Origin of the sequence: Pseudonocardia sediminis (assembly GCF_004217185.1) — a bacterium.
Taxonomy (GTDB): domain Bacteria; phylum Actinomycetota; class Actinomycetes; order Mycobacteriales; family Pseudonocardiaceae; genus Pseudonocardia; species Pseudonocardia sediminis.
The window spans coordinates 4,877,013-4,890,022 of the sequence record NZ_SHKL01000001.1 but is presented as its reverse complement, the minus strand read 5'-3'; the positions used below and the strand labels follow the sequence as shown (position 1 = coordinate 4,890,022).

Below are 13,010 nucleotides of genomic sequence, written 5' to 3'. Positions count from 1 at the left end.
GCCCGGCCCCGGCGCCGGCCCTCCACACCCGGCCCCGACGTTCCCCTCCGGCCCCGGCCTCCACGCCCGGCAGCGGCTTCCACGATCGTCGAAATCCGGAAGATCGGGGACGGCCGGGGTGGTTGTCCCTGTGGCGGGTGATCACGGCCGGGCGATACGGCGTCCCGCGAGTACGGAAGGCAGTGCGATGTCGACGACCGCGCCGGGGACCACCGCGACGCCGCGCGAGCGGGTGCCCCGGATCGTGCCGGTGCTGGCCGCGAGCATCTTCGTCTTGGGCACCAGCGAGTTTCTGATCACCGGGCTGCTCCCGGACATGGCCGTCGACCTGGGCGTGTCGATCCCGCAGGTCGGTTACCTGATCTCCGCCTTCGCCGTCGGCATGATCGTCGGGGCGCCGGCGATGGCCGTGCTGACCCTGCGGCTGCCGCGGCGCACCACGCTCGTCACGATGCTGCTGGTGGTGATCGCGACGCACGCGGTCGGCGCGCTGGCCGCCAGCTACGGGCTGCTGCTGGTCCTGGGCACGACCTCGCTCTACCAGGCCGGGATGGTCGGCATGCTGGCCTACGTCGCGCCGTTGCTGACCGAGGTCACCGGGCTCGCCCCGGGCTGGGTACCGGTGGTGCAGCTCGGGTTCGGTCTGGGCAGCTTCGTCGGCGTGACGATCGGTGGCCGGGTCGCCGACGCGCACCCGTGGACGACGCTGTTCTCCGCCCTCGTCGCGGCCGCCGTCCTGCTCGGGGTGCTCGGTCTGACGGCCGGGACGCCCGCCGCCGCGGTGCCACTGATCGTCGCGCTCGGCCTGATCGCGTTCGTGGCCGCGGCGCCGTTGAACAGCCGGGTGTTCGCCCTCGCCGGATCGGCGCCGACGCTGGCCAGCGCCACGAACACGTCGGCGTTCAACGTCGGCAACTCCCTCGGCCCGGCCCTGGGCGGGCTCGCCATCTCCGCCGGGTGGGGGTTCACGGCGCCGTCGCTGATCGGGGTGGGTCTGATAGCAGGAGCCGTCGCCCTGGGCACGGTCTCCTGGTCGGTCGACCGCCGCCGCGGCGCCGTCGGCTGACCGTCCCTGCCCGCCCGTCGGGTGCGCCCTGCGACTGTGGACGCGCACCCCACAGGTGGACGCGCACCTCAACGGTGGACGCGCACTCCGCGGGGGGCGCGTCGACCGGTTCGGTGCGCGACGGCGGGGTGGGTGCGCGTCGACGAGGTGCTCTCGGCCGGACGCGCGCCGCACGTCGTGCCGCGACCGCGGCCGCGCGCGCATCGCACCGTTCGGTGCGCAGCCGGACGGTCAGCGCGCGTCTCGGATCAGTCCGGGTGCGCCGGAGCCCGGGGCGATCGGGTCCGCCGGGATGAGGACCGCCCTACGCGGACGATCGCGCGCTGTGCCCGCCGAAGCGCACCCGACCGGCGGGTGCGCACCTGACCCGCGGGTGCGCCCGACCCGTGGACGCGCACCCGACCGGCGATCGCGCACCCGACCGGCGATCGCGCACCCGACCGACGGGCGCGCACCTGACCCGTGGGCGCCCACCCGACCGGCGGACGCGCACTCCGCGGGGGTCGCGTCGAGCGGCTCGGTGCGCGACGGCGGGGTGGGTGCGCGTCGACGAGGTGCTCTCGGCCGGACGCGCGCCGCACGTCGTGCCGCGACCGCGGCCGCGCGCGCATCGCACCGTTCGGTGCGCAGCCGGACGGTCAGCGCGCGTCTCGGATCAGTCCGGGTGCGCCGGAGCCCGGGGCGATCGGGTCCGCCGGGATGAGGACCGCCCTACGCGGACGATCGCGCGCTGTGCCCGCCGAAGCGCACCCGACCGGCGGGTGCGCACCTGACCCGCGGGTGCGCCCGACCCGTGGACGCGCACCCGACCGGCGATCGCGCACCCGACCGGCGATCGCGCACCCGACCGACGGGCGCGCACCTGACCCGTGGGCGCCCACCCGACCGGCGGACGCGCACTCCGCGGGGGTCGCGTCGAGCGGCTCGGTGCGCGACGGCGGGGTGGGTGCGCGTCGACGAGGTGCTCTCGGCCGGACGCGCGCCGCACGTCGTGACGCGACCGCGGCCGCGTGCGCATCGCATCGCCCGTCGCGCGTCCGGACGGCGAGCGCGCGTCCGGGCCGCTCGGCTTCGGCCGGTGCCCAGAACCCGGGTGATCGATGTCGGCCGGGCCGTGACGCGCGCAGAATGGTGCTCGCGCGCGTCCCGGCGCACGCGGTGGGTAGTTCTGCGCGCGTTGCGGACGAGAGGAGCGGCCGTGCTGACGGTCGGAGGTGTGGCGGCCCGTCTCACGGGGTGGGGCCGCCGTCCAGCTCGTGGAGCGAGCGCCCGTGCGGGGCTCGCTGGCTCGCGGCCGCCGTTCGGGGCGTCGCCGACGGGGCAGCCGTCGACCGGACCGTCGTCCACCTTGCTGCCGCCGACCGGACCGCCCTCCACCGTGCCGCCGACCGGACCGTCGTCCACCGTGCCGTCGCCGACCGGACGGCCGACCGGGCATTCGTCCGGGTCCCCGCCGACGGGGCGGTCGTTCGGCGTCCGGCCCTCCGGCGTCGACGCCGAACGCGGTGGCGCTCACCCCGTGCTGCCGGGCCTTCTCACCGGCGGCACCGGGCCGCAGTGGCGTGACGGCGTCCTGCTGCGCCAGGTCGACGGGACGACGTGTGGGCCCACCGTGCTCACGGTGCTGGCCGCCGCGACCGAGCCGGGATGGTTCGACACCGGCCCGGACGGCACGGGCGAGCGATTCGGCGACCGCTTCGGAGCGGCGCAGAAGCTGGTACACCGCCAGGCCAATCGGTGGTGGCCACGCTTCGTCGGCACCACGCCGTTCGGGCTCCTGCAGTGGTTGCACCGCCACGCTCCGGCGGCCGGGCGGTACCGCCTCAGCTGGGTGGACGACACCTCGTCGGCCGACCTCACCGGCGCGTTCGACGCCGTCACCACGGCGGTGCGGGCCGGGAGGCCGGTGCCGGTGATGGTCGGGACGTGGCTGCCGCGGCACTGGGTGCTGGCGATCGGCGAGGCCGGACCGGGCTGGCGGGTCTACGAGCCGTCGTCGGGGGAGGTGCGGGTGCTCGACCCGGAGCTGCTGCGCGAACGACGTGCCGGTCCGGTCCTCGGGTGGCCCCGGCTGCACGCCGCGCTGCTCCCCGACCCCGCGGGGTGAGGGACGGATCGGGGCGCGCAATTCCTGTCGGGGTGGCCTCGTAGACTTGACAGCGTGACCGAAACCCTCCCACCGCGCCCTGCTCATGGAGCCGCAGACCTCCCCGCCAAGTGGAACCCGGGCGAGGTAGAAGGCGACATGTACCAGCGGTGGGTCGATCGCGGGTACTTCGAGGCCGACCCGTCGTCGGGCAAGCCGCCGTTCTGCATCGTCATCCCGCCGCCGAACGTGACCGGCAGCCTGCACCTCGGGCACGCGATGGACCACACCCTGATCGACGCGCTGACCCGTCGTCGCCGCATGCAGGGCTACGACGCGCTGTGGCTGCCCGGCATGGACCACGCCGGCATCGCGACCCAGTCCGTCGTCGAACGCCAGATCGCCGTCGACGGCAAGACCCGCCACGACTTCGGCCGCGAGCTGTTCGTGGAGAAGGTCTGGGACTGGAAGCGCGAGTCCGGCGGCTCGATCCTGGGCCAGATGCGGCGCCTCGGTGACGGCGTCGACTGGTCGCGCGAGCGCTTCACCCTCGACGACGGCCTGTCCCGTGCGGTGCAGACCGTCTTCAAGAAGATGTTCGACGACGGCCTGATCTACCGCGCGGAGCGCCTGGTCAACTGGTCGCCGTCGCTGCAGAGCGCGATCAGCGACATCGAGGTGGACCACAAGGAGGTCGAGGGCGAGCTCGTCTCCATGCGCTACGGCGACGGGGACCGCGAGATCGTCGTGGCCACCACCCGCGTCGAGACGATGCTCGGCGACACCGCCGTGGCCGTGCACCCCGACGACGAGCGCTACACCCACCTGCACGGCACCACGATCACGATGCCGATCACCGGCCGAGAGATCCCGGTCGTCGCCGACGACTACGTCGACCCGTCGTTCGGCTCCGGCGCCGTCAAGATCACCCCGGCGCACGACCCGAACGACTTCGAGATGGGCCGCCGGCACGACCTGCCGATGCCGACGATCATGGACGAGGCCGGCGTCATCGCCGGGACCGGAACCCGGTTCGACGGCATGGACCGGTTCGAGGCGCGGGTCGCGATCCGCGAGGAGCTCGCCGGGCAGGGCCGGATCGTCGCCGAGAAGCGCCCCTACGTACACAGCGTCGGGCACGACTCGCGCACCGGCGTCGTCATCGAGCCGCGGCTGAGCCTGCAGTGGTTCGTCCGCGTCGAGCGGCTGGCGAAGGCCTCCGGCGACGCGGTGCGTTCCGGCGAGACCACGATCCACCCGAAGGAGCAGGCCAAGCGCTTCTTCGACTGGGTCGACGGCATGCACGACTGGTGCATCTCGCGCCAGCTGTGGTGGGGCCACCGCATCCCGGTCTGGTACGGCCCGGACGGCGAGACCGTGTGTCTCGGCCCGGACGACGAGGCCCCGACCGGTGAGGGCTGGCGTCGCGACGAGGACGTCCTCGACACCTGGTTCTCCTCGGGTCTGTGGCCGTTCTCCACCCTCGGCTGGCCGGACTCGACGGCCGACCTGCAGCACTACTACCCGACGTCGGTGCTGGTCACGGGCTACGACATCCTGTTCTTCTGGGTCGTCCGGATGATGATGTTCGGCACCTACGCCATGGAGAAGGCGCCGTTCGAGCACGTGTACCTGCACGGGCTGATCCGCGACGAGCACGGCAAGAAGATGTCCAAGTCCAAGGGCAACGTGATCGACCCGCTGGAGATGATCGACGAGTTCGGCGCCGACGCGCTGCGCTTCACGATCGCCCGCGGCTCGAACCCGGGCACGGACATGTCGCTGTCCACGGAGTGGGTCGCGGCGTCGCGGAACTTCACCACCAAGCTCTGGAACATCACGCGGTTCGCGCTCTCCAAGGGCGCGTCGGCGGACCTGGAGCTGCCCGCGCCGGCCGACCGCACCGACGCCGACCGCTGGATCCTCGGCCGGTTGCGCGAGGTCCGGGAAGAGATCGACGAGCTGCTGGAGTCCTTCCAGTTCGCCAAGGCCACCGAGGGGCTCTACCACTTCACCTGGGACGAGGTCGCCGACTGGTACGTCGAGCTGGCCAAGCCGCAGCTGGAGCAGGGCGGAGCGGTCGCCGAGGGCACGCAGGCGGTGCTCGGGCACGTCCTCGACGCGCTGCTGCGGATGCTGCACCCGATCGTCCCGTTCGTCACCGAGGCGCTGTGGACGGCGCTGACCGGCCGGGAGACGGTCGTGACCGCGGCCTGGCCCGTCGACGCCGGCGCGCCCGTCGAGCCGGACGCCGTCGCCCGCGTGCAGGCCGTCCAGAAGCTGATCACCGAGGTCCGCCGGTTCCGGACCGAGCAGGGGCTGCCGGACCGCCGGTCGGTCGCCGCGAAGCTGGAGAACCTGGCCGCGGCCGACCTGACCGGTCACGAGGCCGCGGTGCGGTTCCTGACCCGCCTCGACGCCCCCGGCGACGACTTCGCCGCCACCGCGACGATCGAGGTCCCGGTCAGCGGGTCCACGGCTGTCCACGTCGAGCTGGACACCTCCGGGGCGATCGACGTCGCCGCGGAGCGGGCCCGCCTCGGCCGTGACCTGGCCGCCGCCGAGAAGGAGCGGGACCAGGCGGACAAGAAGCTCAACAACCCGAAGTTCACCGAGAAGGCCCCGGCCGACGTGGTGGACGGCATCCGGGCCCGGCAGGAGACCGCCCTGTCGGAGATCGAGCGGATCGGCGCCCGCCTCGCCGCGCTGCCGGAGTCATGAGCGACCGGGGGAGCGGCCCGCGCGACGGCCACGACGGCGACCCGTCCGAGGGCGGTACCGGGGACGAGGTGGGCGCGTACGACCGCAGCGCCTACGACGACTTCGGCGGTGACCGCGACGGCGGCGGCGGCCGGCAGGACGGCATCACCTACGGAGGCGACCGCTGGGCCGAGGGCGGGTTCGGCGACGCCGAGCGCGCCGACGACGAGCCCGGCGACACCGACGGCGACGGCGACGACGCCGATCCGGACGGCGCCCCGGACCGCTCCGACGAGCGGCCCGAGGGCGAGGGGGAGATCCACTCCCCGGAGGACACCGCGCAGGACGCGGTGCTCGCGCACGTCCTGAACGAGATCCGGGGCGGCGAGACCCCGGACGTCGTCCCGGCGCAGTCGACCGTGGCCGGGTTCGCCGAGTTCCTGGCCGTCGACGCGGCACTGGACCGGCGCTGGCCGGAGTCGGTCATGGAGCCCTCCCTCGACCGGATCCAGGCCCTCTGTGACGCCCTCGGCGACCCGCAGCGCGCCTACCCGGTCGTGCACCTGACCGGCACCAACGGCAAGACCTCCACCGCCCGGATGGTCGACGCGCTGCTCACCGAGATCGGGCTGCGCACCGGCCGCTACACCAGCCCGCACCTGCAGCGCGCCACCGAGCGGATCAACCTGGACAACCGGCCGATCACCGCCGAGCGCTTCGTCGAGGTCTACCGAGAGGTGGAGCCGTTCGTCGAGCTGATCGACGCGAAGGCCGCCGAGGGCGAACCGGCGATGAGCAAGTTCGAGGTGCTCACCGCCATGGGGTTCGCCGCGTTCGCCGACGCCCCGGTCGAGGCCGCCGTCGTCGAGGTCGGCCTGGGCGGTCGCTGGGACGCCACGAACATCGCCGACGCGCACGTCGCCGTCATCCTGCCGATCGGTCTCGACCACGCCGAGTACCTCGGCGACGACGTGCTCGACATCGCGAAGGAGAAGGCCGGGATCATCAAGCCCGGCTCGATCGCCGTGCTCGCCGCGCAGGACAAGGCCGTCGCCGAGATCCTGATCGAGCGCTGCGCCGAGGTCGGGGCGGAGGTCGCCCGCGAGGGGGCCGAGTTCGGTGTCCGGGAGCGTGAGCTCGCCGTCGGCGGGCAACGCCTGGAGCTGCAGGGCCTGTCCGGGCGCTTCGACGAGGTCTTCCTGCCGCTGCACGGCGAGCACCAGGCGTCGAACGCGGCGGTGGCGCTGGCCGCGGCCGAGGCCATGGTCGGCGCGAGCACCGCGCACCCGCTGGACCCGGACGCGGTCCGCGCGGCGTTCGCCTCCGTCGCCGCCCCGGGCCGGCTGGAGCCGGTCCAGGGCGGGCAGGGCGTGCCGACGGTGCTGATCGACGCGGCGCACAACCCGGCCGGGGCCAAGGCGCTGGCGCGGGCACTGCAGTCGGAGTTCCGCTTCACCCGCCTGGTCGGGGTCATCGGCGTGCTGCAGGGCAAGGACGCCCGCGGCATCCTCACCGAGCTGGAGCCGGTGCTGCACGAGGTCGTCGTCACCACGAACGGCTCGCCCCGGGCGATGAACCCGGACGACCTGGGCGCCCTGGCCACCGAGGTGTTCAGCGCCGACCGGGTCAGTGTCGAGCCGCTGCTGCGCGCGGCGATCGAGGAGGCGGGGGAGCTGGCCGAGGAGGCCGGTGACTCGGGCGTCGGCGTGATCGTCACCGGATCCGTGGTCACCGCGGGCGAGGCCCGTGCCCTGTTCGGCAAGGAACCTGCGTGATCGCGCCCGCGGGCGCACCATGGGGGAGCGCAGCCGCGCACACGACCACCAGCGAGGAGGACTCGTGAGCGAGTCCGCGAACGACGAGCACGACCCGGCCGGCCCGGACGACGGCGCCGGTGGCGTGCGGCCCCCGGCGACCGACCCGATGAAGGGCATCCGCGGCATTTTCGCGGCCACCCTGATCCTCGAGTCGATCGTGGTGCTGCTGGCCCTGCTGGTGCTGCCGAAGTTCGGCGAGGGCGCCACCGCGGTCGGGGTCACCACGATGCTGCTGATCGCGCTGGCGATGATCCTGGCCAGCGGGCTGCAGCGGAAGTCCTACGGGCTCAACGTCGCCCTCGCGCTCCAGGTGATCACGATCGTCGCGGGGTTCTGGCTGGTCACGGGCCTGGGCATCATGGGCGTGGTGTTCGCGATCGTCTGGGGCATCCTGCTCTGGATGCGCTGGGACGTCCGTCGCAAGATGGAGCGCGGGCTCCTGCCGTCGCAGCAGTCCTGACGGGGACGGGCCCGGTGCGGAGAGCGACGACGACCCGTCGCTACCCTGCTCCGCGTGACTGAACGCACTCTCGTCCTGGTCAAGCCCGACGGTGTCGAGCGCAAGCTCGTCGGAGAGGTGATCTCCCGGATCGAGCGCAAGGGCCTGGGCCTCGTCGCCCTCGACCTGCGCGTCGTCGACCGTGAGCTGGCCGCCCAGCACTACGCCGAGCACGACGGCAAGCCGTTCTTCGAGTCCCTGCTCGAGTTCATCACCTCCGGACCGGTGTTGGCCGCCGTCGTCGAGGGCCCGCGCGCGATCGCGGCCTGGCGTCAGGTGGCCGGGGGCACCGACCCGGTGGAGAAGGCGACGCCGGGCAGCATCCGCGGCGACCTCGCCCTCGAGACCGGCTCCAACCTGGTGCACGGCTCGGACTCCCCGGAGTCGGCCGCCCGGGAGATCAAGCTCTGGTTCCCGGCTCTCTGAGCTCTGTCGGCAGCACCGTGAACTCCGTCCCGGACCCGGCCGCCGGCACGTCGTCGGTGACCGGGCCGCACCCGGTGCCGGACCCGGCCCCGGACATCGCACACGACCTGGGGTCGCTCTGGGTCGCGGTCACCGCGGCCGGCGGCGCCGTCGACTTCGTGGCCGGCGACCCGGAGGACGGGATCCGGGCCCTGGCCGCGACGACGGTCGCCGACGTCCGGGCCGGACGCGCCCGGATGCTGGCGCTCACCGACGACGCGGGCCTCGCGGGGACGGTGTTCCTCACGCCCGGCAGCGGGATCATGGCGCACCGGGCCGAGGTCGGACGGCTGATGGTCCGTCCCGACCTGCGGGGGCGCGGCTGGGGGACCGTCCTGCTGGACGCGGCCGTCGCCGAGGGCACGGCACTGGGCCTGGCGCAGCTGACGCTGGGCTGCCGCGGCGGGACGTCGTTGCCGGCGTTCTACGCCGCGCGCGGCTGGGAGGAGTACGGCGTGCTCACCGACGGCGTGCGCCTGTCCGCCGACGACGCCCGGTCCGTGCATCTGTTCCGGCGCCGCCTGTCCTGACGCACGTCTCTGAGCGGCCAAGATCGGATTCACCCCGTCCGCCGGATGGCCGATCGGGCCGCGGGGGGTCACCATTTCTCCATGACGGTGCTCACCCCGCGCCCCACCTCGCGCGATCTCGTCCGCAGCGTGGTGGTGGCGGTTCTCGCCGTCCTGCAGATCGTGGTCTCCGCCTTCGGGGGCCAGGACATCGGGACGGTCGCGCGGCAGTACGACACACCGCTCCTGGCGGCCGGATGGGCGTTCTCCATCTGGGGACTGATCTACCTGGGCTTCCTGGCCTACGCGATCTTCGCGCTGTTGCCGTCGCAGCGCGGGCGCGAGATCCACCGGCGCTGCGGCTGGTGGCTCGCCGTCTCCGCGGTGGCGAACCCGCTGTGGATCGTCGCGTTCGGCAACGACAACCCACTGGCGGCCCAGATCCTGCTGATCGCGCTGACGGTGGTGCTGGGCGTGGTGTTCGGGCGCCTGTCCCGCGAGCCCGCGCAGAACCGCCTGGAGCGGATCGTGTTCCGGCTGCCGGTGTCGATCTACACCGGCTGGGTGTCGGTCGCGGTCGTGCTGGGCACCCTGGCCACCGGCGTGTGGGCGGGCATCCCCGGTGACGGGGTGCTGGCGCAGGTCGCGGCCGTCGTCGTGCTCGCGGCGCTGATCGTCGTCGTGCTCTCGGTCGTCAGCTCGGCCACCGGCATCGCCGGGTTCGCCGGTGCCGTGGCCTGGGCGCTGGCCGGGATCGCGACGAACGACCGCCCGGTCGCGGTGACGCTCGTCGCCGTCATCGCGCTGCTCACCGTCCTGGTGACGGCCGTGCGCCGGATCACGCGTTCGGTGCAGCCGGGCCTGGTCGCGCTGGGCTGAGGCGCTCGGACGGGCGGGTGAGGGCCGCACGAGCCGTCGAATCCCGGTGGTGCGGCTTGCTACGGTCGCCGCACCAGCGGAAGGACGGAACATCACCATGATCACCGGAAGCATCGTCGCGATCGTCACCCCCATGCGCGAGGACGGCGAGGTCGACCACAAGGCGCTCGGTGAGCTGGTCGAACGGCAGGTCGCCGCGGGGACGTCGGCGATCGTCTCGGTCGGCACCACCGGCGAGTCGTCGACGCTGTCGGTGCTCGAGCACACCGAGGTCATGCGCCGCACCATCGAGGTCGCCTCCGGGCGGGTCCCGGTGATCGCCGGTACCGGCGCGAACTCCACCTCCGAGGCGATCCACCTGACCCGGGCCGCCCGCGCGGCCGGTGCGGACGGCGCCCTGCTGGTCACGCCGTACTACAACAAGCCCCCGCAGGAGGGCCTCTACCGGCACTTCCGCACGATCGCCGAGGCCGTGGACATCCCGCAGTACCTCTACAACGTCCCGGGCCGCACGGCCTGCGACATGCTGCCCTCCACCGTCGCCCGGCTCGCCGAGATCCCGAACATCGTCGGGCTCAAGGAGGCGAAGGGTGACCTGGACCGGGTCCGCGAGCTGGTCGCGCTCGAGCTGCCCGACTTCGCGCTCTACTCCGGCGACGACGGCACCGCCCGGGCCAGCATGCTCGCCGGGTTCCACGGCGACATCTCGGTGACCGCGAACGTCGCCCCGGAGACGATGGCGCGGATGTGCAAGGCCGCCGTCGCCGGGGACTCGGAGGACGCCTCCGCCCTCGACGCCGACCTGGCCGGGCTGCACAGTGCGCTGTTCGTCGAGCCGAACCCGATCCCGGTGAAGTGGGCCCTGGCCGAGATGGGCCTGATGCCCGGCGGGATCCGGCTCCCGCTGGTGCCGCTGGACGAGTGGCACCACGAGGACGTCCGCTCCGCCCTGCGCAGCGCCGGTCTGCTGAGCTGAGACGCACCGGGGCCTTCACCGCGGAGTGGGCCCGACGTCGTCCGCCGGCCACCCCGCGCGCCTAGCGTCGGTGGCCGTGCGCACCGCCTGGTTCCTCGTCGTCTGCCTGCTCGCCTCCGTGCTGCTCCCGGGCGTCGCGGCGGCCGGACCGGGCAGGCCGTTCGACCTGCAGGCCCACCGCGGCGGGATGGGCCTGTCGGTGGAGAGCTCACTGCTGTCCTTCGGGACGGCGCTCGACGTGGGTGTGCGCACGCTGGAGCTGGACGTGCAGATCACCCGCGACGGACGGGCGGTGGTCACCCACGACCGTCGCACCAACCCGCAGGTGTGCCGCGACACCGCGCCCGTCGCGGCGGGCGACCCGGCGTTCCCCTACGTCGGGAAGCTGGTCAAGGACCTGACCCTGGCGCAGGCCCGGACGCTGGACTGCGGCTCGGTCCGCCGTCCGGACATGCCCGCGCAGCGGCTCTCCCCGGGCGCCCGGATGCTCGAGCTGCACGAGGTGTTCGACCTCGCGAGGGCCCGCCGAGCCGACGACGTCCGGTTCAACGTCGAGACGAAGGTCGAGGCCGGGAGCCCGGACGAGACCGCGCCGCGCGAACAGTTCGTGCGGGTCGTGGCGTCCGAGGTGCGACGGGCCGGGGTCGGGCGCCGGACGTCGGTCCAGAGCTTCGACCTCGGTGCGTTGATCCGGATGCGTCAGGTCGCGCCGGAGCTGCCGACCGTGGCGCTGATGAACGAGAGCTTCCTGCAGCTCGGGAGGCCGGGAGCCTCACCGTGGCTGGGCGGGCTCGACGCCGACTCCTACGGGTCCGACCCGGCCACCGCGCTGGTCGGGGTGGCCCGGGCGGTCGGTGCGTCGGCCATCTCGCCGGTGCAGGGCACCCCGCAGTCCGGCGGGGTCACCCAGCCCGGCTTCGTCGCGTTCACCACGGCGGAGATGATCCGGCGCGCCCACGCCGCGGGGCTGCTCGTGATTCCGTGGACGGTCGACGACGTCCCCACCATGGCGGCGATGATCGACGCCGGGGCGGACGGGCTGATCACGAACCACCCGGACCGCCTCCGGTGGCTCCTGGCGCGCGAGGGACGCCCGCTGCCGGCGCCGCACCCCGCCGGGTGACGGGCGAGGGTCAGGACTCCGACGAGGTGTCGTCGGGATCCGCGTCCGCCGCCGGTTTCTCCCCGGGGGGTGGGGCACCGGGGGTCTTGACGTTGCGGGCGATGTCGCGGCCGAACGTCACGTCCAGTCGCTCGGACACGGCCAGCTCCAGCACCGCGAGCATGGCCTCGCCGGAGATCCGGCGGAGCGCCTCGATCGTCTCGTAGACCCGGGGCCACTGGTCCGAGGGACGTCCGGACGCGTCGAAGGGCTGCCAGATCTCGCCGAGGAACAGGTCGACGTAGGTCTTGGCGATCCCGTCGGCGTGCTTGCGCATCTGCTCGACGACGTCGAGGGACCGCTCGATCGGGATGCCGAGCCCGGTCAGGTCCGCCGCGGCGTTCATCAGACGCGGGCTGACCTCCTCGTACTGGTCGTCACCGAGCTCGCGCAGCAGGCCCATCTTCTGGCCGCGTTTGAGGATCGCGGTGTCGGTGGCCTGGAAGCGCTCGATCAGCTCGGCGAGGCTGACGATCTGGCGCTCCTCGGAGCCGAACAGACCGCGCACGGTGCGGATGAAGTGCACGACCTGCTCGGTCGACCCGCCCGTGGTGTCGAGCAGCTTCTTGATCGTGTCGAGCTTGACGCCCTCGTCCTGCAGGTCCTTGATCAGCTCCAGGCGGGCCTCGTGGCCGGGACCGTAGTAGCCGGTGCGGGCCTGGACCTGGGGCGGGGGGAGCAGGCCGCGTGCCTGGTAGGCGCGGATGTTGCGCACCGTGACGCCGCTGGCCCGGGCCAGCTCGTCGATCGTCCGCCATCCGTCATGCGCGAGCTCCTCCGACATGTGACACAGCTTAGCAAGAACCCATGTGACACACGATACCGGTGATCGTGACTTGCTATGTGACATC

General features: G+C 73.3%; 11 protein-coding genes. 10 read left to right on the top strand and 1 reads right to left on the bottom strand.

From position 1 onward, the window contains the following. Positions 1-187: 187 nt before the first annotated feature. From EV383_RS22895 to EV383_RS22850, 10 genes are all read left to right on the top strand, one after another. The gene (locus EV383_RS22895) at positions 188-1,066 is read left to right on the top strand and encodes an MFS transporter (protein ID WP_130291838.1); all 879 of its coding nucleotides are present in this window, start codon (positions 188-190) and stop codon (positions 1,064-1,066) included. A gap of 1,405 nt (positions 1,067-2,471) precedes the next feature. Beyond that, positions 2,472-3,173, top strand: coding sequence for a hypothetical protein (locus EV383_RS22890; RefSeq protein ID WP_130291837.1), 702 nt, complete (start codon positions 2,472-2,474; stop codon positions 3,171-3,173). A 54-nt stretch (positions 3,174-3,227) separates the two neighbouring features. Beyond that, entirely contained in the window at positions 3,228-5,873 is a 2,646-nt protein-coding gene (locus EV383_RS22885) for a valine--tRNA ligase (protein ID WP_130291836.1), read from the top strand. 143 nt (positions 5,874-6,016) lie between these two features. Then, positions 6,017-7,627, top strand: a complete 1,611-nt coding sequence (locus EV383_RS22880; protein WP_423213699.1) for a bifunctional folylpolyglutamate synthase/dihydrofolate synthase — start codon at positions 6,017-6,019, stop codon at positions 7,625-7,627. Between the two features lie 64 nt (positions 7,628-7,691). Further along, entirely contained in the window at positions 7,692-8,129 is a 438-nt protein-coding gene (locus EV383_RS22875) for a DUF4233 domain-containing protein (RefSeq protein ID WP_242623254.1), read from the top strand. Between the two features lie 54 nt (positions 8,130-8,183). Beyond that, a complete protein-coding gene (ndk, locus tag EV383_RS22870) occupies positions 8,184-8,594 on the top strand; it encodes a nucleoside-diphosphate kinase (RefSeq protein WP_130291833.1) in 411 nt (136 codons plus the stop codon). 17 nt (positions 8,595-8,611) lie between these two features. After that, positions 8,612-9,163, top strand: a complete 552-nt coding sequence (locus EV383_RS22865) for a GNAT family N-acetyltransferase (protein WP_130291832.1) — start codon at positions 8,612-8,614, stop codon at positions 9,161-9,163. 81 nt (positions 9,164-9,244) lie between these two features. Continuing rightward, positions 9,245-10,021, top strand: a complete 777-nt coding sequence (locus tag EV383_RS22860; protein WP_130291831.1) for a hypothetical protein — start codon at positions 9,245-9,247, stop codon at positions 10,019-10,021. 97 nt (positions 10,022-10,118) lie between these two features. Then, positions 10,119-10,997 carry a 4-hydroxy-tetrahydrodipicolinate synthase gene (gene dapA, locus EV383_RS22855; protein ID WP_130291830.1) on the top strand — a complete coding sequence of 293 codons (879 nt, stop codon included), beginning with the start codon at positions 10,119-10,121 and terminating at the stop codon, positions 10,995-10,997. Between the two features lie 70 nt (positions 10,998-11,067). Further along, complete coding sequence (locus tag EV383_RS22850; RefSeq protein WP_423213658.1) at positions 11,068-12,120, top strand: glycerophosphodiester phosphodiesterase family protein; 1,053 nt, start codon at positions 11,068-11,070, stop codon at positions 12,118-12,120. A gap of 10 nt (positions 12,121-12,130) precedes the next feature. Here the strand turns inward: EV383_RS22850 and EV383_RS22845 are convergent, their stop codons facing one another. Beyond that, positions 12,131-12,943, bottom strand: coding sequence for a MerR family transcriptional regulator (locus tag EV383_RS22845; protein WP_165438465.1), 813 nt, complete (start codon positions 12,941-12,943; stop codon positions 12,131-12,133). Positions 12,944-13,010 lie beyond the last annotated feature (67 nt).